The sequence below is a fragment of the Saccharothrix sp. 6-C genome (assembly GCF_016695385.1).
Classification (GTDB): Bacteria; Actinomycetota; Actinomycetes; order Mycobacteriales; family Pseudonocardiaceae; genus Actinosynnema; species Actinosynnema texasense.
Genome location: NZ_CP064192.1, coordinates 8,443,653 through 8,466,214, shown reverse-complemented (window position 1 = coordinate 8,466,214; position 22,562 = coordinate 8,443,653). Strand labels below are relative to the sequence as shown.

Genomic DNA, 22,562 nt, shown 5'->3' with positions numbered 1-22,562 from the left:
ACGCCGACGCCCCGCGGCTCAGGCCGCGCTGTCGTTGCCGGTGAACTTGGCAAGGCGTTCGGCCAGCTCGCGGGCGTCCGGGTTGTTCCGGCGCTTCTCGGCTTCGTGCTGCAACGGCTTCATCCGGTCCTTCGTGCGGACCGACTTCAGGCCCTCGGACAGCTCGATCGCCTGCCGGCCGAGCCGGGCGCCGTGGTCGATGTCGCCGTCGAGCAGGTGGTTGATCGACAGGGACGTGAGGTTGAACGACCGGCTGCGGGTCATGTCCTCGCCGTAGCCGCCGATGGCCTTGGTCAGCGCGGGCACCGCGGTGCGCGTGTACTTCGAGTCCACGGTCTGCGCCAGCTCCGTGTGCACGGTGCCGATCATCGCGGACAGGTCGTTGGCGTCGAAGAACTTCGCCCACGCGGGCGCCTCGCCGATGTTGGCGCGGGCGAACTCGTCGCGCGCCCGGCCGAGCAGCTTCAGCGCCTGGTCGTCGGAGCCCATCTTCGCGTAGGCCCACGCCTCGTTGGCGCACAGGATGCCGACGGCGAGCTCCGAGCCGGAGTTCTGCGCGGCCAGCTGGCCGAGCTGGAACACCTTCAACGCGTCGTCCGGCGCGTTCTGGTGCAGGTAGACGCGACCCATCCGGTACAGGATGTTGGCCACGAGCTCTTCCTTGCGCCCCTGCTTCGCCAGGCCGAGCGCCTGGCCGAAGTGGTTGCGGGCCGAGTCGTACAGGCCGGTGTCGAACGAGGTCCACCCGGCCAGGTTGTGCAGGTCGGCGAGCGCGACGTAGAGGCGCTCCTTGACCAGGTCGGTCGCGTTCGCGCCGAGCATCTGCTGGCCCCACGAGAGCTGGGCGACCACCGCGTCGCGGCACGAGCCGCCGCCGTACTGGTAGTCGAGCGTGCGCAACGCCCTGGTGGCCGCTTCGACCTGTCGGACGTCGGTCATGCCGATGCGGCCAGGGGCCGGAGTCTGCGCGGGCGACGAAGCCCAAGACCCGGAGTCCGTACCGAACACGGCCGCGCCGACGGTGATGGCGGCGGCGTGCGCGAGGAACTTCCTTCGCTTCACCGACTCGTCCTCCTCAGAATGGGGTGACTCCGCCGTGGCGGCCACCCTCACTGCCGTGGCCTCGTCGTAAGCGAGGCCCATGTACCCCCTGGGCACGCCCAAGCCCGCGGCGATCCGCGCGAGGACGTCGTAGGCCATGACCTGGCGTCCCTTGAGGATCTCCGAGACTTCGGACTGCGACTGGCCCGTCAGCGCCGCGATCTGGCGCTGCGACACACCGTGCCGTCGGAGCAGCCGGTAGACCGCGCTGATCTCTCGTCTGGCCAGTGCGTCGCGCATCTCCTGCTGGTCCCAGACGTCTGGGGTAACAGGAGAGCTTGGCGAACCGATGGTGTTCAATTGCGCCCCCTCACAGTCCTTTGGGCGTCAACGGCAGAGTAGGGGCACTCCCCCGACTGCGAGAAGTACCGATCGGCGAGGCTGATCGGCCCTGCCGAACTCCACTGACCGCTTACCGTGGAACGACCACCGGCCAGCGCTATGACGTCCCGATCCGGGTTGAATCATCGCAATCTGGGTTCCGGTAAGCGAGTGAGCACGGAGAGGAACATGGTCGTGGACCTGATCGAGCGGGCGGTGACCACCCCGGGTGGGCCGGCAGCGCCTGCCGTCGCCACGCCCCCCTCTCCCGCAACCCTGTCTGTCCGGGAGTCGACCGACCTCGGCTCCGGATGGCGCGGCACGACCGGGCAACGTCGCTGGTGGCGGATTCGCTGCAGCGACGTGGTCGACCGGGAGCGCTGCCTCACCGTGATGGTCGACCGGGGCCGCGTGGTCCTGGTCGGTCCTCCCGGTGAGACGGCGGTCCTTTCGGCCGACCAACTCGTACAACTCAGGGCCGCGCTACGTGAGGCCGCCGAGCAGGCGGAAAGGTGACGGTGACGTTTCGGTGGACGAGATCCTCGGACAAGTTCTTCGCAACGCGGTGTGGGAGCGGTTGGACCTGCTCACGGAGCTGGCCAACGAGGCCGACGCCCCGTCCCTCCTGTCGGTGGCACGTTCCGAGCTCCCTCGGCTGACCGAGGGGTGGCGGGCCCTGCTCGCCGCGCACGAACCGGACGAGAAGGGCAACTGCCCCGAGTGCTCCGGACGGTGGCGGCAGCAGAAGAGCCCTTGCTCGGTGTGGCGCGCCGCGTACGAACACCTGGTCGCGGGCGGACTGGCCCCGCGCCCGGCTCGACACCTCCGATCGGCGCCGGTGACGCCTCCTGTCACGCGTTCGCGCCGGGGAATGGTGGTTCGAGCCCACTAACGGGCGGCCCCGACCTGTCGTTCCCCCGACGCGACCAGGTCGAGCACCCGCCTACTGGCCGGCGGTCCGGGACGTGCGAACCCCCGACCGCGACGAACGGATCGCCGGCCAGCTGAAAGCCCCACCAGTTCGACGACCGCAGCTCGACAACCACACAGACATCCGCGGGCCGGTGTTGTGCACACCTTCCCTCCCCGACCGACACTGGTCCGCGGGCACCACTTCGGCCCCGATGTCCGCACCTCCCGCGCGGACATCGGGGCCGTCGGCACGTTCCGGCCCGTCCGGTCGGGTCCGGCGCTCAGCGGTGGGTGCCGGTCAGCCAGGTGAGGTACCCGGTCACGCCGGGGAACAGCCGGCCGGCCACGTCGAACGCCTTGAGCTGCCACGGGAACACCGCCTCGTCCCGCTCCCGCTCCACCACGTCGGCGATCCGGGCCGCGACGGCTTCCGGCGTCACGGTCGGGATCACCCTGGCCAGCCTCGGGATCCGCTCCTCGGCGCCGGGGTTGTTGGCGAAGTAGCGGCTGCTCACCTTGCCCGGCACGACCTCGCTCACCCCGATGCCGGTGCCGCGCAGGTCCATCCGCAGCGCCGCGGTCATCCCGCGCAGCGCGTAGCGGGACGCCGCGTACCCGGTGGCGCCGGGGATCGGCAGGCGGGACACCGGCGAGTTGACGTTGACCACCCGGCCCGAGCCGCGCGCCCGCATGCCGGGCAGGAACTCCCTGGTCAGGTGCAGCGCGGCGGTGAACGGCAGGGCGATCATGCCGGCCAGCTCGGCGGTCGGCGTCTCGTCGAGGAACAGCCAGCGGCCGACGCCCGCGTTGTTGACCAGCACGTCCGGCACGCCGACCTCGGCGATCACCCGTTCGGCGAGCGTGCCGATCCGGTCGACGTCCGCGAGGTCGGCCGTCAGGGCGACCGCACGCCCGCCGGTCGCGGTGATCCGCTCGACCTGCTCGTCGAGCGCTTCACCGCTGCGTGCCACGAGCACGACAACCGAACCGCGCCTCGCGAGCGTCGCGGCCGTCGCCGCGCCGATGCCCTGCGACGCCCCGGTCACCACGACCGTCCTACCCGCCAACCGCACCGGAACTCCTCCAAGCCGTCGAACGCGTCAAGCCACCGAGCGGACCCTGGTCACGAACACCGCCGCGCACAGCGTGGCGACCGCCGACACGGCGAACAACCCCCGGTACCCGCCGAGTGACGCCAGCACGAACGTCGTCAGCAGCGGCGCGATCACCTGGGGCAGCGAGTTGGCGATGTTGAGCACGCCGAGGTCCTTGGCCCGGTCCGACGCGGCGGGCAGCACCTGGGTCAGCAGGGCCAGCGCCACCGCCCAGTACGCGCCGAAGCCGAACCCGAGCAGCGGCGCGGCGACCAGCGCGGCCGGCCAGGTCGGCCACGCGACCAGCAGCAACGCCGCGACGGCCATCACGGCGGCCGCCACCAGCACGTACGGCTTGCGCCGGCCGGTGCGGTCGGAGTGGGCGCCGACGGCGAACGCGCCGATCGCCAGCGCCACGCCGTAGAGCAGCATCAGCACCAGCAGGCCGTCCTCGGGCGCCGGGTGCCGGACCACGTCGCCGAGGAAGTACAGCAGGTAGAGCGTGCCGAACGCGTTGCCCAGGTTGATCATGAAGTGCGCGCACCAGGCCCAGGCGAAATCCGGGTGCCGCCTCGGCGACACCCACAGCTCGCGCCACCGCAGCGCCGGCCGGGCGGTGAGCGGCAGGCGGGCGTCCGGGGTGATCAGCACGAACGCCAGCGCGCCCGCCACGACCAGCGCCGCGCACGCCAGGTACCCGTTCGCCAGGCCGCTGACCAGCACGGTCACCACGATCGCGCCGAGCACGGTGCCGAGCATCTGGGAGACGCCGACCAGCCCGCCCACCTTGGCCCGCTGCCGCACGGGCACCCGGTCGGGCACGGCGGAGGTGAGGCTGGCGAGCATGCCGTTGAGCCCGGCCTGCACCAGGCACCACCCGACGACCATCACGCCGACGGAGGACGCGGACGACAGCACCACCAGGCCGACCGCGCCGAGGAGCGCGCCCGCGAGGGTCCACGGGTGCCGCCGGCCGAACCGGGACGTGGTGCGGTCCGACGCCAGCCCGATCAGCGGGTTCGCGACCAGTGCGGCGAGCGCGCCGACGCCGGTGACCAGGCCGAACACGGCTTCCTTGGCGGTGGAGTCGAGCAGTTCGGCCTGCTGCGGCAGCAGCACCTGGATGGGCGCGTAGATGGCCAGCCAGAGGCCGAGGTTGGCCAGGAACAGCCAGGTCATCCACGCCCGGCGGACCGGGACGACCGGTTCCGCCAACGCCTCCGCGGTCATCGCCTGATCCGATCGCGGTACCACTCGTACGAGGCACGCGGGGTGCGTTCCTGCGTCGCGTAGTCGACGTGGACGAGGCCGAACCGCTGCGAGTACCCCGAGTCCCACTCGAAGTTGTCCATCAAGGACCACACGAAGTACCCGCGCACGCCCGCCTTCAGGGCTTCCGCGATGTGCGCGTCCAGGTAGGCGATCCGCTCGGTGTCCTGGAGCGAGTGCGGGTAGCTGCACCCGCTCTCCGTCACGTACACCGGCGGCAGGTCGGCGAAGCGATCCCGCAGCAGGGAGACCATCTCCGACAGCCCGGACGGCACGACCGGCCAGCCGAAGCCGGTCTTCGGGTACTCGTCGACGTCCACCAGCTCGAACGGCAGCGGGTTGCCCTCCGACGGCAGCCGCAGCCGGGTCGGGTTGTAGTAGTTCACGCCGTAGAAGTCGAGCGGCGCGGAGGTGATCGCCAGGTCGCCGTCCACGATCGGCAAGCGGTCGGCCAGCGAGTCCGGGTAGCGGCCGGCCAGCTGCGCGTCGGCGTAGAGCCAGTTGTGCAGATCGGCGTAGGCCTCGGCGGCGGGCGCGTCGGCCGGGGAGGCGGGCCAGGTGGGCGTGTGGTTGTTGGCCGTGCCCACAGCGCGCGCTCCGGCGGAACGCAGCGCCTGCACGGCGAGCCCGTGGGCCAGGTTGAGGTGGTGGGCGGTCGGCAGGGCGTCGAAGAGCAGCGCCTTGCCCGGCGCGTGCTGCCCGGTGGCGTAGCCGAGCAGCGTCACCATCGCGGGCTCGTTGATCGGGATCCACATCGCGACCCGGTCGGCCAGGCGCGCGGCGACCCGCTCGGCGTACTCGGCGAACCGGTGCGCGGTGTCGCGGTCGAGCCAGCCGCCCGCCTGCTCCACGGCCAGCGGCGTGTCCCAGTGGTACAGCGTGGCGACGGGCGCGATGCCGGCGGCGAGCAGCTCGTCCACCAGCCGGTCGTAGAACGCGAGGTCGCCCGCAAGCACCCGCGGCCACGACACGGAGAACCGGTAGGCGCCCACGCCTAGGGACCTCATCAGGCCGACGTCCTCGCGGTAGCGGCGGTAGTGGTCGCACGCCACGGACGCGTCGTCACCCCCGAACGCCGGGAACCCGTCCCAGGTGGACGGTCGCCGGCCGGCGGCGGTGAACGAGCCCTCGATCTGGAAGGCGGAGGTCGACACGCCCCAGAGCAGGTCGTCGGCGCCCAGGAAGTCATCGGACACGCTCACGCGAACCTCCCAGAACATGAAAGTGATTCGGATCGTAGGCGTGTTGCGCCGTGAAGTGAAGTGGAAAGGTCCATTACCGGGCACTATGGAGGCCCGCCACCCACTCAGCAGGAGTCGCCGTGACCAGTACGACCCCGCTGCGCCGTCAGCCGGTGCAGCAGCGCAGCGCCAAGCGCGTCGAGCGGATGCTCGAGGCCTGCGCACAGCTCATCGAGGAGGTCGGCTACGACGGAGTCACCACGACGTTGATCGCCGAGCGCGCCGGGGTCGCGGTCGGCTCGCTCTACCAGTTCTTCCCCGACAAACGGGCGGTCGTGCAGGCGCTGACCCTGCGCAACCTGGAGAAGTTCATCCAGACGGTGGACGGCCGGTTCACCTCGACGACCCTCGCGCACTGGTGGGACGCCGTCGACTCGATCTTCGACGTGTACGTCTCGATGCACCGCGAGGTGCCGGCGTTCTCGAAGCTGCACTTCGGCGACGTGGTCGACATGCGGCTGCTCGACGACCGGCGCGACAACAACACGGTCATCTCCGACCGGCTCGCGGAGATGATCTCGGCCAAGTTCGACATCCCGCTCACCGAGCTGCAGCTGCCGATCTCGATCGCGGTCGAGGCCGCGGACGGCGTGCTGAACCTGGCGTTCCGCCGCGACCCGGCCGGCGACCAGCGCATCCTGGACGAGGCCAAGGCCCTCGTCCGCGGGTACCTGTCGACCCGGCTTCCCAGCTAGGCCGGTTCAGCCGAAGGAGTGCCCTTCGCCCCGGTAGGTGGGCACGGTCCGCTCCACCACGTCGCCACGCACGACGTGGTAGTGGGTGAACCGCTCGGCCAGCTCGCCCGCCTTGGCGTGCCGCAGCCACACGCGGTCGCCGAGGCGCAGCGAGTCGGCCGCCCGACCCACCACCGGGGTCTGCACCTCGCCGGCGCCCTCCATCGGCAGCAGCTTCAGCCCGACCGGCAGGTACGGGCTGGGCTGACGGTCGGGGGTCGCGGTGCCGGAGGCGATGTAGCCGCCGGAGAACAGCGTGGCCACGTGCCGCTTGGGCCGGCGCACCACCGGCAGCGCGAACAGCACGGCCGGCTTGGGCCGGAAGCCGCGGTAGCCGTCGAACAGGGTCGGGCCGATGAGCCCGGACCCGGCCGCGAGCTCGGTGACCGACGGGTCGGCGGCGGTGATCTCCAGGCTGCCCGTGCCGCCGCCGTTGACGAACTCCAGCTCGGCGACCTGGCGCACGGCGGCGATGGCGGTGGCGCGGCGCTCGACCAGCTCGGCCGCGGAGTGCCGTTGCATCCAGCGCAGGGCCGCGCCGCGCAGCGGCTTGCCCGGCGGCTGGTCGCCCAGGCCCGCGATCTGCCCCTCGTACCCCATCACGCCGACCAGCCGGAACCCCGGCCGGCGCACGATCGCCTCGGCCAGAGCGCGCGCTTCACGGGCCGTGTGCACGGGTGACCGGCGTGGACCGATGTGCAGGCCGGGCACCGGTCGCCACGACACGTCCAGCTCCAGGCAGACCCGGATCTCGGGGTGGTCGGGGCCGAGCACGGCGTGGACCAGGTCGAGGTGCGCGGTCGAGTCGACCACGATGGTGATCCGCGCCCGCGCCCGGTCGTCCTTGACGAGCTCGGCCAGCGCCGCCTGGTCGACGGTCGGGTACGCGACCAGCAGGTCCTCGGCGAGGTCGACCGACGACAGCCACAGCGCCTCGGCCAGCGAGTAGCACATGACGCCCGCGAAACCGGGCCGGGCGAGCACCCGCTCCAGCAGCGCGCGGACCCGGACGGACTTGCTCGCCACCCGGATCGGCCGCCCGCCCGCGCGGCGCACGAGGTCGGCCGCGTTGCTGTCGAAGGCGTCCAGGTCGACGATCGCGAACGGGGGGTCGTGCTCCTCCGTCGCGACGTCCAGGCGCGTGCGGTGCTGCATGGGCCTCACCGTACTTGAAAGGTGAATAGCTTTCACCTACGGTTCGTGGAACGCGTCACATCCGGAGGTGGGCATGGCGACCCCGTGGACGAACTGGGCGCGAACGGCGTCCGCGACCCCACACCGGGTCGAGCACCCGGCGAGCGTCGACGAGCTCGCCTCCGTCGTGGTGGGCGCTCCCAGTGTCCGCCCGCGCGGCAGCGGGCACTCGTTCACCGGCATCGCGGTCGCGCCCGGCGTGGCGATCGACCTCGACGCGTGGACCGGCATCGTGGACGTGGCCGGTTCCCTGGTGACGGTCCGGTCCGGCACGACGCTGCACCAGCTCAACGCGCTGCTGGACGTGCTCGGGCTGGCCATGGCGAACCTCGGGGACATCGACGCGCAGACCGTGGCGGGCGCGATCTCGACCGGGACGCACGGCACCGGCGCGAAGCTCGGCGGCCTCGCCACGCAGGTCGTGGCGCTGGAGCTGGTGCTCGCCGACGGGTCGGTGGCGCGGTGCTCCGCCGACGAACGGCCCGAGCTGTTCCACGCGGCCAGGGTCGGGCTCGGCGCGCTGGGCGTGATCAGCACGGTCACGTTGCGGTGCGTGCCCTCGTTCGTGCTGCACGCCCGCGAGTTCCCCGGCCGGCTGGACGCGGTGCTGGAGGAGTTCGACCACCTGACGGCGGTCGAGGACCACGTGGAGTTCCACTGGTTCCCGCACTCCGACCGGGTGATCGTGAAGCGGAACAACCGGGTCGACGAGCCGGCCGCGCCGCTGTCGGCGCTGCGCCGGTTCTACGAGTACGAGGTGATGGAGAACGGCGCGTTCGGGCTGGTCTGCAAGCTGGCGAAGGCCGTGCCGACGACCACCAGGACGCTCAACCGGGTGTGCGGGTCGCTGGTGTCGGAGCGCGACTACCGGGACGTGTCGCACCGCGTCTTCGTCACGCCCCGGCGGGTGCGGTTCGTCGAGTCCGAGTACGCGGTGCCGCGGGCGGCGCTGCACGACGTGCTGCGGGAGCTGCGGTCGGCCGTCGGCGGCCTGGAGCACGGGGTGATCGTGCCGGTCGAGGTGCGGGTGGCCCAGGGCGACGACATCTGGCTGTCCACGGCCCACGGGCGCGACACGGCTTACATCGCCGTGCACCAGTACCTCGGGATGCCGTACCGGCGGTACTTCGACGCCTTCGAGCGGATCGCGGGCGCGGTCGGCGGGCGACCGCACTGGGGCAAGATGCACTCCCTCTCCGCCGACGCCCTCCGCGACCGCTACCCGCACTTCGACGACTTCCGCCGGGTCCGCGGCGAGGTCGACCCGACCGGCAAGTTCACCAACGCCTACCTCGACCGCGTGCTCGGCTGACCGGGCCGCCGGCCGCCTCGGGCAGGATGACGGGGTGACCGGCGGCAACAGGGGGCGCGGGCGCCCCGGGACGGGCGTGCGCGAGGCGATCCTGGCGGCGGCCGAGGCGATCCTCGCCGAGGCGGGCGTCGCCCGGTTGTCGACCAAGGAGATCGCCCGGCGGGCGGGTGCGGCCGAGTCGAGCATCTTCTACCACTTCACCGACCGCCTCGGGCTGCTCCAGGCCGTGGTGCGCCTGCACCTGCCGCTGTACCGGGACGTGGCGGAAGCGGTCGTGCGCGACGCCGGCGCGGGCAGCCTGCGCGACAACCTCACCCGGCTGCTCGACGGGCTCGACGCGTACTACCGCCGGATCGCGCCGATCCTCGCGGCCGTGCAGGCCGACGGCGACCTGCGCGCGCGTTTCGCGGAACGGGGCGCCGACGGCGCGGTCGGGCCGCAGCGCGCCCTGCTGCCCGTCGTCGACTACCTCGCCGAGGAGCAGCGGCTCGGCCGCGTGCGCGCCGACCTGGACCTGGAACCGGCCGCCCTGCTCATCGTCGGCGCCGCCTACCAGCGGGCGGTGTTCCGGCACCTGAGCGGGGCCGACGCGCCGGCGGTGGCCGGCGCCCGGGTCGCCGACGCGCTCCTGCCCGCCCTGCTCGCCCGCTGACCGCTCGTCGCGGACGGACCGCGGCCACGCGCGCTACATTTACTGAGTGACTACTCAGCAATTAGGGACCGCCCGCGCCACCCGGTTCACCACCCGACTGGCGCTGCTGTGCACCGGCCTGCTCGCCGGGACCTTCGGCTACGGCGCCGTCAACCTCGTCACCACGTTCAACGTCGTGCCCCTCGACGTGCGGCTGACGTTCCACTCGGCCCTCATGCGGGTGAACGGACCGGTCGTGCAGACCACCATGGCGCTGGCCGTGATCGGCTCGATCGCCCTGGCCGTCCTGACCCGCGGCGGGGCGCGCCGGGCCGCCGCGGCCGCGAGCGCGCTCGTCGTGACCTCGTTCCTGGTGACGCGGTTCGGCAACGTGCCCATCAACGGCCTGATCAAGCAGTGGGCCGTGACGACCCCGCCGGCCGACCACGCCGAGGTCCTGAGGCGGTGGGAGGCGTTCAACCTCGTGCGCACCCTCACCGCGCTGGCCGCGTTCGTCCTGGTCGTCTGGATCGCCACCCGCTCGCGGCCGGGCGCGCCGGACGGTCAGAAGGCGTCCGCGATCGGGGTGTCCCCGGAGATCAGCTCGTAGGTCCGGCGGACCGTGCCGGGGCGGTCCAGGAGGGCCACGACGACGGCCGCCACGTCGGCTCGCGGTACGGAACCCCGTAGCGGTTTCTCGGCGAGCTCCACGTGGCCGGTCGGCTCGTCGTCGGTCAGCCGGCCCGGCCGCAGGATCGTCCAGTCCAGGTCGCGCTCGCGCAGGTCGTCCTCGGCGGCGCCCTTGGCCGCCAGGTAGGCGTCGAACACCTCGTCGCCGGTGGTCCGGCCGATGCCGGTGGCGCTGATCTGGATGAACCGGCGCACACCCGCCCGTTCCGCCGCCTCCGCGAACAACACCGCCGCGGCCCGGTCCACGGTGTCCTTGCGCGCCACCCCGCTGCCCGGTCCGGCGCCGGCGGCGAAGAGCGCCGCGCCCGCGCCGGTCAGCAGTTCCGCGACCGAAGCGACGTCGGCCGCCTCCAGGTCGCAGTGGACGGGGACACCGCCCGCGTCCAGCACGTCCGCGTGGTGGTCGGGGTTGCGCACCAGCGCCGTGGCGCTGTCACCCCTCGCGGCCAACAGCCGCTCCACCCGCAACGCGATCTTGCCGTGTCCGCCCGCGATCACTACCCGCATGGTCCGACCGTAGGTCAGGACGCGGTCGCCAGCACCCGCTCGTACACGAGTTCATTCACCCAACGGGTGGTCGCGGTGTCCTCGACCGGCACGGTCTCGTTGCGGCCGGCGACGTCCGTGCTCAGCTGGAGCTCCTCGTCGGCCAGCAGGACCGAGACGCCGTAGCGGCGCACCCGCGGCAGGCAGTTGGCCAGGTAGTCGTGCGTGAAGACGACCGACGTGGGCAGGACGGCGGCGGCGTTGCCGAAGCGGGCGAACGGCACCGCCGAGGCCAGCGCGGTCCGCCAGTGCCGGGCCACCGCCAGGACGCCCACGATCCGCACCGCGGACGGCGGCACGCGGCCGTCCATCTCCGGCCACACCCAGGTCGACACCGTGGCGCGGTCCGTCTCCGGCGCCGCGCCGAGGCACAGCCGCTCGGCGTGCGCGTCGGCCAGCAGCTCCGCCACCACGATCACCTTGCGCCCCATGAGGACCATCTCGGGCAGCACCACGCCGTGCCAGCCGAGGCGCACCGCCGCGGAGGCGGCCAGCTCCTCGACGGAACCGGGCAGTTCGGGAACCGGAACAGCGGTCGCCGACAGCGCCCTGGTGTCGTCGGTGTCCGCGATCCGTGCTGGTGTGCTGCTCACGCCAGGGCCTCCTCGGCAACCACGACGGGCTGTCCGCCGCGTTTCGACTCGTGCTCTGGGTAAGGCGTACCAGGTGGGACCGGTCGCACCCCCGGGGCAAAAGGCGTCCTGCGATCGACGGCGTCGAGCGGTCGGTAACCGGTCGGCGACCGCCGGGGGGACTTCGGTCCGGCGGTGCTGCCGTCTGGGTGACCCCGGTGCTCCGCGAAGGCCGGAAGTCTGCTCAGCGTGTGCCTCGCTCGCCTGGAACGACCGCCGGACCCGGCCCGCCGGCCACCCCGACCACCGCATCACCGACCGCTCGCCGCGCGAAATCGACCGACCGCCCCCGAGCCACCACGTTCGGCCGCGGCTGTGCGGGTGACAGACATCACGCGTTCGCTGGCGCGAAAAAGCAGAAAAACCATGAAGTCCCATCCACGACTGTGGATGGGACTTCATGGTTTTGGTGGGCGAGGGGGGAGTTGAACCCCCACGTCCTTTCGGACACACGGACCTGAACCGTGCGCGTCTGCCATTCCGCCACTCGCCCGGAGCGACGTGGAGAACACTAGCATGGTCCCCGTCCGGGTTACCAATTGCCCCGTGTACCGCCACGTCAGCCCGGATACGATCGGTCATGGAAGTCGACCGGGTCGGAGGGTTGCCGTGGGCCTCGTACAGCGCTTCGAGCGCCGTCTCGAAGGCATCGTCGGGAACACCTTCGCGCGGGTGTTCGGTGGCAACGTCGTACCGCAGGAAGTGGCCCAGGCACTGCAGCGGGAGGCGGAGAGCAGCATCCGCGAGTTGGCGGGTGGCAGGTTGCTCGCTCCGAACCACTTCAAGGTCCTGCTGGGTCCGCAGGACCACGATCGGCTTGCCGGGGACGGTCAGGATGAACTACGCATCACCCAGCTCCTGGGGGACTCCATCCGGGAGCACCTCGAAGAGAGCGGATGGGATACCTATGGTGAGGTCGTAGTCTCCCTGGAGCGCTCCGACGCGCTGCACACGGGACAGTTCCGAACCAGCTCGTCCGTCGACCCCGACGTGAAAGTTGCCAGCCGACGGTCAGCACCACCTCGCACTGCAGGAGACGGATCCATGAGCCAGCCTCCCGGCTACGGACAAGGACAGGGCCAGCCCGCCTACGACCCCTATGCACAGGGCGGCTACGGCCAGCAGCAGCAGGGCTACGACCAGCAGGGGTACGGTCAGCAGCAACCCGGCTACGAGCAGGGCTACGGCCAGCAGCAACCCGGTTACGACCAGGGTTACGGCCAGCAGCCCGGCTATGACCAGGGCTACGGCCAGCAGCAGCCCGGCTACGAGCAGGGCTACGGCCAGCAGCAGGGCTACGACCAGGGTTACGGGCAGCAGCAGCCCGGTTACGGCCAGCCCGGCTACGACCAGGGCTACGGGCAGCAGCCCGGCTACGACCAGGGTTACGGCCAGCAGCCCGGCTACGACCAGGGCTACGGCCAGCAGGGTTACGGGCAGCAGGGCTACGGCGACCCGGCGCAGGGCGGTTACGCGCCGCCGGCGGTCCAGTCCGGTCCCCGGCAGCTGAACGCGACGCTGCACCTGGACGACGGCTCCAACCGCACTTACAACCTCAAGCAGGGCGGCAACGTGGTCGGCCGCGGCCAGGAAGCGGACTTCCGCCTGCCCGACACCGGGGTCTCCAGGAGGCACCTGGAGATCACGTGGGACGGGCACAGTGCCATGCTCGCTGATCTCGGTTCGACAAACGGCACCACGGTGAACGGCACACCAGTGCAGACTTGGCAGCTCGCGGAAGGCGACGTCGTCCGCATCGGCCACTCCTCGCTGGTCTACCGCACCCAGGGCTGAGCGGTCGATCCGGGCGAAGGCGTGACGGCACTCAAGTCAGGAGCGGTTACAACCGGTGCCAGAGCTGGTGATGCAGCTGACCAGAGCGGGTTTCCTCGTCCTGCTCTGGTTGTTCGTATTGGCTGCGCTTCGAGTGGTCCGCTCCGACCTGTACGCGGCGTCGGGGCTCCGTGTCCCGACGCCCAAGTTCGGCAGAGGGGCTAGCAAGGCCGCCCGGGGCAACAAGGCGGCCCGACAGCTCGTCGTGACGCACGGCGCGCTGGCGGGCACGCGGATCTCCCTGGACGGCAGGCCGATCATGATCGGCCGCGCCGACGACTCCACGCTCGTGCTGGACGACGACTTCGCGTCGACCAGGCACGCGCGGCTGTCGATGCGCGGCACCGACTGGTACGTGGAGGACCTCGGCTCCACGAACGGCACTTATCTCGACCGGGCGAAGGTCACGGCCCCACTCCGGGTTCCGCTCGGCTCCCCGATCCGAATCGGCAAAACGGTGATCGAGCTGCGCTCATGACTCTCGTCCTCCGATACGCGGCCCGCAGCGACCGGGGCCTGGTCCGCTCGAACAACCAGGACTCCGTGTACGCGGGCCCACGCCTGCTCGCGCTCGCCGACGGCATGGGCGGCCACGCCGCGGGCGAGGTGGCCAGCAAGGTGGTCATCGCCGCCCTGGCGCCGCTCGACGACGACGAGCCGGGCGACGACCTGCTCGGCCAGCTGCGCGACGCGGTGATCGCCGGCAACGGCGCCATCTCCGAGCTCGTGCAGAGCGACCCGGACCTCGACGGCATGGGCACCACGCTCACCGCCGTGCTGTTCGCGGGCTCGCGGCTGGGCATGGTGCACATCGGCGACTCCCGCGCCTACATGCTCCGCAACGGCACGTTCACGCAGATCACGCACGACGACACGTTCGTGCAGTCGTTGATCGACGAGGGACGGATCACCGAAGAGGAAGCGGCCACGCACCCGCAGCGCTCGCTGCTGCTGCGCGCGTTGACCGGCCACGAGGTGGAGCCGAGGCTGATGGTGCGGGAAGCCCGGCCGGGCGACCGCTACCTGCTGTGCTCGGACGGCCTGTCCGGCGTGGTCAGCATGGAGACGCTGGACGAGGCGATCCGCATCCCGGACCCGCAGGCGTGCGCGGACCGGATGATCGAGCTGGCGCTCAAGGGCGGCGGCCCCGACAACGTGACGGTCGTCGTCGCCGACGTGGTCGACGTCGACTTCGGGGAGGACGCGCCCATAGTGGGCGGCGCGGCCGGCGACGGCAGCGAAGACCCGCCACCACCCGACTCGCCCGCCTCGCGGGCGAGTTCCATCACCGGGCCCCGGCCGATCCCGCCGCGGGTCGAGCCGATGCCGCCGCCGGACCCCCGGCGGTCGCGCGGCAGCCGGCTCAAGGCGCTCGCGCTGGTGGTCTTCCTGCTCCTGCTGGTCGTCGCGGCCGGCCTGGGCACCCGCTGGTACGTCCTGCGCCAGTACTACGTCGGCGAGGGCGACAACGGCGAGGTGTCGGTGTTCCGCGGCGTCACCGGCAGCGTGTTCGGCTTCGACCTGCACCGCAAGGTGGAGGGCTCGTGCCCGCCGGGCTCGCAGGCGTGCGAGGCGATCACGGTGGAGGACCTGAAGGTCGCCACCCGGGACGTGGTGCGCAACGGCATCACCGACGTGGACGGCCTGGAGGGCGCCCGGGAGGCGATCCGCAGGCTGCGCACCGAGCAGACGCTGCCGTTCTGCCCGAAGGGCACCGCCGAGAACAACCCCGGGTCGGCCAGCACCGGCACGTCCACCACCGCCGCACCACCGACGGCGACCTCGACCGAGGCGCCGGCGTCCACCACGGTGGAGGGAACCCCCCTCACCACGCCCGTGCAGCAGCCGGGCACGGATTGCCGAAAGGGTCAGTAGTCGCATGGGTTCGCCGGTCACCGGCGCTGAGGGCACACCGCTCGCGGCGGCGAGCAGCACGTCGCCCGGGTTGAGGCCGCCCACGCGACGAAGCACCGAACTGTTCATGCTCGCGTTCGCCGCCACCCTGGTGACCGGCGCGCTGATCCTGGTGGAGGCCAACCAGGAGCAGGAGCTCAGCATGAGGATCCTGTGGCTGGGCCTGGCGTACCTGGGGCTGCTGACCGTGGCGCACCTCGCGGTGCGCAAGTGGGCGCCCTACGCCGACCCGGTGATCCTCCCGTGCGTCGCGCTGCTCAACGGCCTGGGCCTGGTCATGATCCACCGGATCGACCTGGCCATGGCGGACGTGAAGCTGCCGAACAACCAGGTGTGGTCCTCGGCCGCGCCGAAGCAGGTGCTGTGGACGGCGATCGCGCTGACGCTGTTCTGCACCGTGCTGAAGGTGCTGTCCGACCACCGCACGCTGGCGCGCTACGGCTACACGGCCGGCTTGCTGGGCCTGGTCGCGCTGGTGCTGCCCGGCGTGCTGCCGAGCTTCATCGCGCCGGAGATCAACGGCGCGAAGATCTGGTTGAGCTTCGGCGCGTTCTCCATCCAGCCGGGCGAGTTCGCGAAGATCCTGCTGATGGTGTTCTTCGCCGCGTTCCTGGTGTCGAAGCGGGACCTGTTCACCATCGCGGGCCGCCGGGTCATCGGCCTGGACCTGCCCCGCGCCCGCGACCTGGGCCCGCTGATCGCCGCGTGGGCGGTCGGCGTGAGCATCATGGTGCTCCAGAAGGACCTGGGCAGCTCGCTGCTGTTCTTCGGCATCGTGCTGGTGCTGCTGTACGTGGCGACCGAGCGGGCCGCGTGGGTCGTGCTGGGCGTGATGATGTTCTGCGTCGGCGCGGTCGTGGCGTGGAAGCTGTTCGGGCACGTCCAGATCCGGGTGCAGAACTGGCTGGACCCGTTCGCCGACCCGTCGGGCACGGGCTACCAGATCGTGCAGTCGTTGTTCGGGCTCGGCACGGGCGGGCTGTTCGGCGCGGGCCTGGGCGGCGGGCGGCCGGACCAGATCCCGGAGGCCAACACCGACTTCATCACCGCCGTGATCGGCGAGGAGCTGGGCTTCGTCGGGCTGGCCGCGGTGCTGCTGATCTACACCGTGTTCGCGATGCGGGGCCTGCGCACCGCGCTGTCGGTCCGGGACACGTTCGGCAAGCTGCTCGGCGGTGGCCTGGCGTTCGCCGTGGCGTTCCAGATCTTCATCGTCGTCGGCGGCGTGACGAAGCTGATCCCGATGACGGGCATCACCGCGCCGTTCCTGTCCAAGGGCGGTTCGTCGCTGCTGGCCAACTACATCCTGGTCGCGTTGCTGCTGCGGATCTCGGACGCGGCGCGCGCGCCGAAGACCACGCCGAAGCCGCGCCCGCAGCAACCGGCCATCGCCGACCAGTTCACAGTCATGGTGGAGCGTCCGAAATGAACACACCGCTCCGCCGGGTCGGCCTCGCCATGATGGCGATGATGCTCCTGCTGTTGGGCAACGCCACGTACGTGCAGGTCATCAAGGCCGACGACTACCGCAAGAACCCGCTGAACCGCCGGGTGGTCCTGGACCAGTACTCGCGCGAACGCGGCCAGATCATCGCCGCCGACGGCACGCCGCTGGCCAGCGTGCAGCGGGTCGACGACCGGCTGCGCTACCTGCGGACCTACGCGAACGGCCCGGCGTTCGCGCCGGTGACCGGCTACTTCTCCACGCTGTACGGCGCGGGCGGCATGGAGCGCGCCGAGGACGACCTGCTCAACGGCTCGGACGACCGGCTGTTCGCCCGCCGGGTGTCGGACCTGATCACCGGCCGCGACCCCAAGGGCGGCAGCCTACAGCTGACCATCGACGCGAAGCTCCAGCAGGCGGCGTTCGAACGGCTGCAGGGCGTGACCGGCACGGTGGTCGCGATCAGGCCGCAGACCGGGGAGATCCTGGCCATGGCCAGCACCCCGTCCTACGACCCGAACGTGCTCGCCAGCCACGACGTGGACGTGCAGGAAGAGGCCTGGACGGGCTACGACGCCGACGAGTCCAAGCCGATGCTCAACCGCGCGGTGCACGAGAACTACCCGCCCGGCTCGACGTTCAAGCTGGTCGTGTCGGCGGCGGCGCTGGCCGAGGGCAAGACCAAGGACACCGAGGTCGACGGCCGCCCGGTGATCACGCTGCCCGGCACGAACACCCCGCTGCCGAACTTCAACGACACCCAGTGCGGCAACGGCGTCGTCGCCACGCTCCAGGAGGCGCTGGCCAAGTCGTGCAACACGGCGTTCGCGGTGCTGGCCGCCGAGCTGGGCGCGGACAAGCTGCGCGACCAGGCGGCCAAGTTCGGCATCGGCGAGCAGGACCTGTCGATCCCGCTGTCCGTGGTGCCCTCGACGCTCGGCCCGATGTCGGACAAGCCGTCGATCTACCAGACCGGCATCGGCCAGAAGGACGTCCGGGTGACGCCGCTGGTCAACGCGGTGATGGCGGCGACCATCGCGAACGGCGGCGTGCGGATGCAGCCGCACCTGGTCGGCAAGATCCTGGCGCCCGACCTCCAGGTGATCAGCGAGACCAAGCCGGACGAGGTCGACGAGGCCATGGAGGCCGACCAGGCCCAGGCCCTGCGCGACATGATGATCGCCTCGGAGAACAACACCGGTGGCGGCGGCAAGCTCAGCGGCGTGACGATCGCGTCCAAGACGGGCACCGCCGAGCACGGCGAGGACGTGCGCTCGACCAACCCGCACGCCTGGTACGTGGCGTTCGCGCCGGCCGAGAAGCCGGAGATCGCGATCGCGGTGATCGTGGAGAACGGCGGCCAGCAGGGCCTGTCGGCGACCGGCGGCCGGGTCGCGGCCCCGATCGGCCGCGCGGTCATCGGCGCCTACCTCGGGGGACGATGATGCTGACCTCCGGCCAGTTGCTCGCCGACCGGTACCGCCTCAGCAAGCGGATCGCCGTCGGCGGCATGGGCGAGGTCTGGGAGGCCGACGACACCCGGCTCGACCGCAAGGTCGCGGTGAAGGTGCTCAAGGCGGAGCTCAGCGGCGACGCCGAGTTCCTGAACCGGTTCCGCATCGAGGCGCGCACCACCGCGTCGCTCAACCACCCCGGCATCGCCGCGGTGCACGACTACGGCGAGACCGCGTCGATCCCGGACGGGCCGGAGGACACCGCCTACCTGGTGATGGAGCTGGTCGAGGGCGAGCCGCTGGCCGCGATCATCTCGCGCGGCAGGCTGAACGCGGACCGCACGCTCGACCTGCTGGAGCAGGCCGGCAACGCGTTGCAGGCGGCGCACGAGCGCGGGCTGGTGCACCGGGACGTGAAGCCGGGCAACATCCTGGTGACCCCGACCGGCCGGGTGAAGATCACCGACTTCGGCATCGCGAAGGCCGCCGACGCGGCGCCGGTCACGCACAGCGGCATGGTCATGGGCACGGCCCACTACATCGCGCCGGAGCAGGCCCTCGGGCACGCCGCCGAGCCCGCGTCGGACGTGTACGCGCTGGCGGTGTGCGGCTACGAGTGCCTGACCGGGCACCGGCCGTTCCTGTCGGAGAACGCGGTGACGGTCGCGATGATGCACATCCGGGACATCGCGCCGCCGTTGCCGCCGGACGTGCCGCCGGGCCCGCGCGCGCTGATCGAGACGACCCTCGTGAAGGACCCGCGCCAGCGCTACCGCAACGGCGGCGAGTTCGCGTCGGCGGTGGGCGCGGTGCGCGCCGGCCAGCCGCTGCCCGCGCCGTCCGGCCTCGCGATGGCGGTCGGCACGCCGATGGCCGGTCCGATGACACCGCCCACGCCGCACGCGCAGCACCCCCATCTGGGCAGCCCGGTGACCCATCCCGGGTCGCGCCCGGCCATGCAACCCGTGCCACCAGCCATGAACACTCCGCACACGGGCGCTTTCCGTCCGTTGCCACCCGGCCCGCGGCCGCCGGGGCGCAACCGCGCCGTGCTGTGGGTTATGGTCGCTGTGCTGCTGGTCGCGCTGCTGGTGCTCGGCGTGGTCATCTTGCGCTGGGCGCTGAAGGGCGACGAGGTGCCCGGTGGTGCGAACCAGCAGGGCACTGGCACCACGAGCGCCCGCCCGTTGGACGACTCGACCGATCGCCTCCCCGGCAAGCCGAAGGTGACGATCACGAAGTCCGACTACGTCGACCACCCGGTGGACGAAGTCGCGAAGAAGCTCTCCGGGCACGGCCTGGAACCCGAGGTGCACTCCGAGGACGGGGGCGCGCCGCTGGATCCCGGGCGGTGCCTGGTGTCGGACCTCGCGCCGACCGGTGAGGTGGCGATCGGCTCACGGGTCACGGTGACGTGTGTGCCGACTTAACGCCGAAACGGTACGACAGCGAACGCAAGGCTTGATGGTGAGACCGTTGACGAGGAGCGGGACGAAGCACTGATGAGCACTCCGCGACTGCTCTCCAACCGCTACGAACTGGGTGAGACCCTCGGCTACGGCGGCATGTCGGAGGTGCACAAGGGCCGGGACGTCCGGCTCGGCCGGGACGTCGCCATCAAAGTCCTGCGCGCCGACCTCGCCCGTGACACCCAGTTCCAGGAAAGGTTCCGTCGCGAGGCCCAGAACTCGGCGGCGCTGAACCACCCCGCCATCGTCGCGGTCTACGACACCGGTGAGACCCAGACCGAGTACGGCCCGCTGCCCTACATCGTCATGGAGTTCGTCGACGGTCGCACGCTGCGCGACATCGTGAAGACGCAGGGACCGCTGTCGGGCAAGCGGGCGATGGAGGTCATGGCCGACGTGTCGGCCGCGCTGGACTTCAGCCACCGGCACGGCATCGTGCACCGGGACGTGAAGCCCGCGAACGTCATGATCACCCGGGCGGGCGCGGTGAAGGTGATGGACTTCGGCATCGCGCGCGCGGTGCACGACGGCCAGGCCGCGGTCACCCAGACGGCCGCCGTGATAGGGACCGCCCAGTACCTGTCACCGGAGCAGGCCCGCGGTGAGGCCGTCGACGGCCGGTCCGACGTGTACGCGTCGGGTTGCGTGCTGTTCGAGCTGCTGACCGGCGAGCCGCCGTTCACCGGCGACTCCCCCGTGGCCGTGGCCTACCAGCACGTGCGGGAGGACCCCAAGCCGCCGTCGGCGCTGAACCCGAAGGTGACGCCCGCGCTGGACGCGATCGTGCTCAAGGCGATGGCCAAGGGACCGGCCAACCGCTACCAGTCGGCCGCGGAGATGCGCGCGGACCTGGTGCGCGTGCTGTCCGGCCAGCGGCCCTCGGCGCCCGCCGTGATGACGGCGGAGGACCGCACCGCGGTGCTCAACCAGACGTCGTCGCCGCGCACCGAGGTCGCCCCGGTCGCGGGTGGCCGGCACCGCCCGTCGGCCCAGCGCGACGAGCCCGCCGAGTACGACCCGCTGGCCGAGGAAGAGGAGGAGCGGCGCGCCCGGCGCAAGAAGACGATCATGGTCACCCTGGTCGTCCTGCTGTGCATCGCCGTGCTCGCGCTCGCCACGTGGATCACCACCACGCTGCTCGGCGACGACGAGAACACCGCGGCCTCGGACAAGGTCAAGGTGCCGTCCCTGATCGGCAAGGAGCAGGGCGCGGCGCGGGCCGAGCTGGAGGCCCAGGGCCTGGGCACGACGATCGAGCTGATCGCCTGCCAGCCGCAGCCGGGCCAGCAGCCGCCCTGCACCGCCGACCAGATCGGCAAGGTCGTCTCGACCGACCCGCCGGCGAACCAGGAAGTGGCCAAGCGCACCGACGTCAAGCTGGTGATCGGCAAGGCCGCCGAGCCCGCGCCGGTGCCCGGCGTCACCGGGCTGTCCCCGGCGGAGGCGCAGAAGAAGCTGGAAGCCGAGGGCTGGATCTACCAGCAGTCCACCGAGACCGTCGAGACCGATGACCCGAACATGGTCGGCAAGGTCCTGTCGCAGACGCCGGGTCCCGGTGTCTCCGCGGCCAGGGGCAGCGTGGTCACGGTGTCGCTGGGCAAGGCGCCGGACACCGTGCAGCTGCCCGACGTGACCGGCCAGACGCTGGACAACGCGCGCGCCACGCTCGAGGGCAACGGGTTCAAGGTGCAGACCAAGGACGTCGACAGCGCCGAGCCGCTGAACGAGGTCATCGCCCAGAACCCGGGGCCGGGCCGGTTGGAGAAGGGCACGCTGGTGACGTTGAGCGTGTCCAAGAACAACCAGTTCCTCATGCCCGACCTGCGCGGGCTCACCGAGAACCAGGCGCGCACCAAGCTCAGCCAGGCCGGGTGGACCGGCAACGACCTCACCGTCACCGACCGGGAGACGGTCTCCGAGATCAGCCAGAACAACAAGATCGTGGACCAGGAGATCAAGCCGAACGCGCCGGCGGGCAAGAACGCGCGGATCAACGTGATCCTGGCCGAGTTCAAGGTCGGCGCACCGACGTCCACCAGGTAGCCGGACACCGAAAAAGGCCCCCTCCACGCCGGAGGGGGCCTTTTTCGATCCGGTCGCGCGCTCAGACCCGGTGGGCCGCCGCGGCGAGTTCGCGCATGCCGTTCTCCAGCTGCGAGACGGTCCCCTCGGGCACCTCGAAACCGCACACCGCGAGCCAGTTCGCCAGCATCCGGTGACCGCCGTCGGTCAGCACCGACTCCGGGTGGAACTGGACGCCCTCCACCGGCAGCTCGCGGTGGCGCATGGCCATGACCACGCCGGACTCGGTGCGCCCGGTCACCTCGAACTCGGCCGGGATGGTGTCCGGCAGCACGGTCAGGGAGTGGTAGCGGGTCGCGGTGAACGGGCTCGGCACGCCCTTGAGCACGCCGGCGCCGTTGTGGTGCACGACGCTGGTCTTGCCGTGCCGCAGCTCGGGGGCGAGGTCGACCGTGCCGCCCCACACCGCGCCGATGGCCTGGTGGCCGAGGCACACCCCGAACACGGGGACGCCCCGGTCCGCGCAGTGGCGGATGACGTCCATGCTCCGGCCCGCCTTGTCCGGCGTGCTGGGACCAGGGCTGACCAGGACGCCACCGACCTCGGCGACCTCGTCCAGCTCGACGGCGTCGTTGCGCCGCACGACGCACTCGACGCCGAGCTGGGCCAGGTACTGGACGAGGTTGTAGACGAAGCTGTCGTAGTTGTCGACCACGAGCACGCGCATGCCGCCAGCGTAGTCGTGACGA

The 22,562-nt window shown here is 71.5% G+C and carries 21 protein-coding genes and 1 tRNA gene; 13 read left to right on the top strand and 9 right to left on the bottom strand.

Features of this window, described 5'->3' with window-relative positions:
• Positions 1–18: 18 nt before the first annotated feature.
• Positions 19–1,341, bottom strand: a complete 1,323-nt coding sequence (locus tag IOD16_RS36960) for a helix-turn-helix domain-containing protein (protein ID WP_231647967.1) — start codon at positions 1,339–1,341, stop codon at positions 19–21.
• Between the two features lie 270 nt (positions 1,342–1,611).
• On the opposite strand from IOD16_RS36960, the gene IOD16_RS36955 reads away from it, so the two are divergent.
• Both IOD16_RS36955 and IOD16_RS36950 read left to right on the top strand, forming a co-directional pair.
• Positions 1,612–1,938, top strand: a complete 327-nt coding sequence (locus IOD16_RS36955; RefSeq protein WP_236594597.1) for a hypothetical protein — start codon at positions 1,612–1,614, stop codon at positions 1,936–1,938.
• A 13-nt stretch (positions 1,939–1,951) separates the two neighbouring features.
• Positions 1,952–2,314, top strand: coding sequence for a hypothetical protein (locus IOD16_RS36950; protein ID WP_053714584.1), 363 nt, complete (start codon positions 1,952–1,954; stop codon positions 2,312–2,314).
• A gap of 301 nt (positions 2,315–2,615) precedes the next feature.
• Here the strand turns inward: IOD16_RS36950 and IOD16_RS36945 are convergent, their stop codons facing one another.
• From IOD16_RS36945 to IOD16_RS36935, 3 genes are read right to left on the bottom strand one after another with little or no spacing between them, the layout of a single operon-like run.
• A complete protein-coding gene (locus IOD16_RS36945; protein ID WP_123744798.1) occupies positions 2,616–3,407 on the bottom strand; it encodes an SDR family NAD(P)-dependent oxidoreductase in 792 nt (263 codons plus the stop codon).
• Between the two features lie 27 nt (positions 3,408–3,434).
• On the bottom strand, positions 3,435–4,658 hold the full coding sequence (locus tag IOD16_RS36940) for an MFS transporter (protein WP_201438040.1): 1,224 nt from the start codon (positions 4,656–4,658) through the stop codon (positions 3,435–3,437).
• Positions 4,655–5,899 carry a glycoside hydrolase family 1 protein gene (locus IOD16_RS36935; protein WP_236594596.1) on the bottom strand — a complete coding sequence of 415 codons (1,245 nt, stop codon included), beginning with the start codon at positions 5,897–5,899 and terminating at the stop codon, positions 4,655–4,657. The genes IOD16_RS36940 and IOD16_RS36935 overlap by 4 nt, the downstream gene beginning before the upstream one ends.
• Before the next feature lie 119 nt (positions 5,900–6,018).
• Here IOD16_RS36935 and IOD16_RS36930 point away from each other — a divergent pair, with 119 nt between their 5' ends.
• On the top strand, positions 6,019–6,633 hold the full coding sequence (locus IOD16_RS36930; RefSeq protein ID WP_123744801.1) for a TetR/AcrR family transcriptional regulator: 615 nt from the start codon (positions 6,019–6,021) through the stop codon (positions 6,631–6,633).
• 6 nt (positions 6,634–6,639) lie between these two features.
• Here the strand turns inward: IOD16_RS36930 and IOD16_RS36925 are convergent, their stop codons facing one another.
• Entirely contained in the window at positions 6,640–7,827 is a 1,188-nt protein-coding gene (locus IOD16_RS36925; protein WP_201438038.1) for an amino acid deaminase/aldolase, read from the bottom strand.
• Between the two features lie 73 nt (positions 7,828–7,900).
• Here IOD16_RS36925 and IOD16_RS36920 point away from each other — a divergent pair, with 73 nt between their 5' ends.
• Genes IOD16_RS36920 through IOD16_RS36910 form a run of 3 tightly spaced genes read left to right on the top strand, consistent with a single transcriptional unit; the run spans position 7,901 to position 10,419 of the window.
• Positions 7,901–9,178: a D-arabinono-1,4-lactone oxidase gene (locus tag IOD16_RS36920; RefSeq protein ID WP_201438037.1), complete on the top strand. Its 1,278-nt coding sequence runs from the start codon at positions 7,901–7,903 to the stop codon at positions 9,176–9,178.
• 34 nt (positions 9,179–9,212) lie between these two features.
• Positions 9,213–9,830, top strand: coding sequence for a TetR/AcrR family transcriptional regulator (locus tag IOD16_RS36915; RefSeq protein WP_236594595.1), 618 nt, complete (start codon positions 9,213–9,215; stop codon positions 9,828–9,830).
• A gap of 46 nt (positions 9,831–9,876) precedes the next feature.
• A complete protein-coding gene (locus IOD16_RS36910; RefSeq protein ID WP_201438036.1) occupies positions 9,877–10,419 on the top strand; it encodes a DUF1772 domain-containing protein in 543 nt (180 codons plus the stop codon).
• On the opposite strand, the gene IOD16_RS36905 is transcribed toward IOD16_RS36910, so the two are convergent.
• From IOD16_RS36905 to IOD16_RS36895, 3 genes are all read right to left on the bottom strand, one after another.
• The gene (locus tag IOD16_RS36905) at positions 10,374–11,006 is read right to left on the bottom strand and encodes an NAD(P)-binding oxidoreductase (protein WP_123744804.1); all 633 of its coding nucleotides are present in this window, start codon (positions 11,004–11,006) and stop codon (positions 10,374–10,376) included. The two genes, IOD16_RS36910 and IOD16_RS36905, sit on opposite strands and share 46 nt — an antisense overlap.
• A 14-nt stretch (positions 11,007–11,020) precedes the next feature.
• Positions 11,021–11,638 (bottom strand): hypothetical protein, encoded by a 618-nt coding sequence (locus IOD16_RS36900; protein ID WP_123744805.1) that lies wholly within the window; start codon positions 11,636–11,638, stop codon positions 11,021–11,023.
• 446 nt (positions 11,639–12,084) lie between these two features.
• Positions 12,085–12,170, bottom strand: a tRNA-Leu gene (locus tag IOD16_RS36895).
• Positions 12,171–12,286: 116 nt separating this feature from the next.
• Between IOD16_RS36895 and IOD16_RS36890 the strand changes: the two genes are divergently transcribed.
• From IOD16_RS36890 to pknB, 7 genes are all read left to right on the top strand, one after another.
• Entirely contained in the window at positions 12,287–13,471 is a 1,185-nt protein-coding gene (locus tag IOD16_RS36890; protein WP_123744806.1) for a DUF3662 and FHA domain-containing protein, read from the top strand.
• Between the two features lie 55 nt (positions 13,472–13,526).
• Positions 13,527–13,988, top strand: a complete 462-nt coding sequence (locus IOD16_RS36885) for an FHA domain-containing protein FhaB/FipA (RefSeq protein WP_073897742.1) — start codon at positions 13,527–13,529, stop codon at positions 13,986–13,988.
• On the top strand, positions 13,985–15,385 hold the full coding sequence (locus tag IOD16_RS36880) for a PP2C family protein-serine/threonine phosphatase (RefSeq protein ID WP_123744807.1): 1,401 nt from the start codon (positions 13,985–13,987) through the stop codon (positions 15,383–15,385). The genes IOD16_RS36885 and IOD16_RS36880 overlap by 4 nt, the downstream gene beginning before the upstream one ends.
• A gap of 4 nt (positions 15,386–15,389) precedes the next feature.
• Positions 15,390–16,853, top strand: coding sequence for an FtsW/RodA/SpoVE family cell cycle protein (locus IOD16_RS36875; RefSeq protein WP_123744808.1), 1,464 nt, complete (start codon positions 15,390–15,392; stop codon positions 16,851–16,853).
• Complete coding sequence (locus IOD16_RS36870) at positions 16,850–18,313, top strand: peptidoglycan D,D-transpeptidase FtsI family protein (RefSeq protein WP_123744809.1); 1,464 nt, start codon at positions 16,850–16,852, stop codon at positions 18,311–18,313. Before IOD16_RS36875 ends, IOD16_RS36870 begins: the two co-directional genes overlap by 4 nt.
• The gene (locus IOD16_RS36865; protein ID WP_201441725.1) at positions 18,313–19,752 is read left to right on the top strand and encodes a serine/threonine-protein kinase; all 1,440 of its coding nucleotides are present in this window, start codon (positions 18,313–18,315) and stop codon (positions 19,750–19,752) included. The genes IOD16_RS36870 and IOD16_RS36865 overlap by 1 nt, the downstream gene beginning before the upstream one ends.
• A 72-nt stretch (positions 19,753–19,824) precedes the next feature.
• Positions 19,825–21,834, top strand: a complete 2,010-nt coding sequence (gene pknB / locus IOD16_RS36860) for a Stk1 family PASTA domain-containing Ser/Thr kinase (RefSeq protein ID WP_201438035.1) — start codon at positions 19,825–19,827, stop codon at positions 21,832–21,834.
• Positions 21,835–21,895: 61 nt separating this feature from the next.
• On the opposite strand, the gene IOD16_RS36855 is transcribed toward pknB, so the two are convergent.
• Entirely contained in the window at positions 21,896–22,540 is a 645-nt protein-coding gene (locus tag IOD16_RS36855) for an aminodeoxychorismate/anthranilate synthase component II (RefSeq protein WP_123744812.1), read from the bottom strand.
• Positions 22,541–22,562: the final 22 nt, after the last annotated feature.

Bases quoted from the DNA above. Each gene is read 5' to 3' on its own strand.
- IOD16_RS36960 (WP_231647967.1), bottom strand. From the start codon at position 1,341: ATGCGCGACGCACTGGCCAGACGAGAGATCAGCGCGGTCTACCGGCTG.
- IOD16_RS36955 (WP_236594597.1), top strand. From the start codon at position 1,612: ATGGTCGTGGACCTGATCGAGCGGGCGGTGACCACCCCGGGTGGGCCG.
- IOD16_RS36940 (WP_201438040.1), bottom strand. From the start codon at position 4,658: ATGACCGCGGAGGCGTTGGCGGAACCGGTCGTCCCGGTCCGCCGGGCG.
- IOD16_RS36925 (WP_201438038.1), bottom strand. From the start codon at position 7,827: ATGCAGCACCGCACGCGCCTGGACGTCGCGACGGAGGAGCACGACCCC.
- IOD16_RS36920 (WP_201438037.1), top strand. From the start codon at position 7,901: ATGGCGACCCCGTGGACGAACTGGGCGCGAACGGCGTCCGCGACCCCA.
- IOD16_RS36905 (WP_123744804.1), bottom strand. From the start codon at position 11,006: ATGCGGGTAGTGATCGCGGGCGGACACGGCAAGATCGCGTTGCGGGTG.
- IOD16_RS36880 (WP_123744807.1), top strand. From the start codon at position 13,985: ATGACTCTCGTCCTCCGATACGCGGCCCGCAGCGACCGGGGCCTGGTC.
- IOD16_RS36875 (WP_123744808.1), top strand. From the start codon at position 15,390: ATGGGTTCGCCGGTCACCGGCGCTGAGGGCACACCGCTCGCGGCGGCG.
- IOD16_RS36870 (WP_123744809.1), top strand. From the start codon at position 16,850: ATGAACACACCGCTCCGCCGGGTCGGCCTCGCCATGATGGCGATGATG.
- IOD16_RS36865 (WP_201441725.1), top strand. From the start codon at position 18,313: ATGCTGACCTCCGGCCAGTTGCTCGCCGACCGGTACCGCCTCAGCAAG.
- pknB (WP_201438035.1), top strand. From the start codon at position 19,825: ATGAGCACTCCGCGACTGCTCTCCAACCGCTACGAACTGGGTGAGACC.
- IOD16_RS36855 (WP_123744812.1), bottom strand. From the start codon at position 22,540: ATGCGCGTGCTCGTGGTCGACAACTACGACAGCTTCGTCTACAACCTC.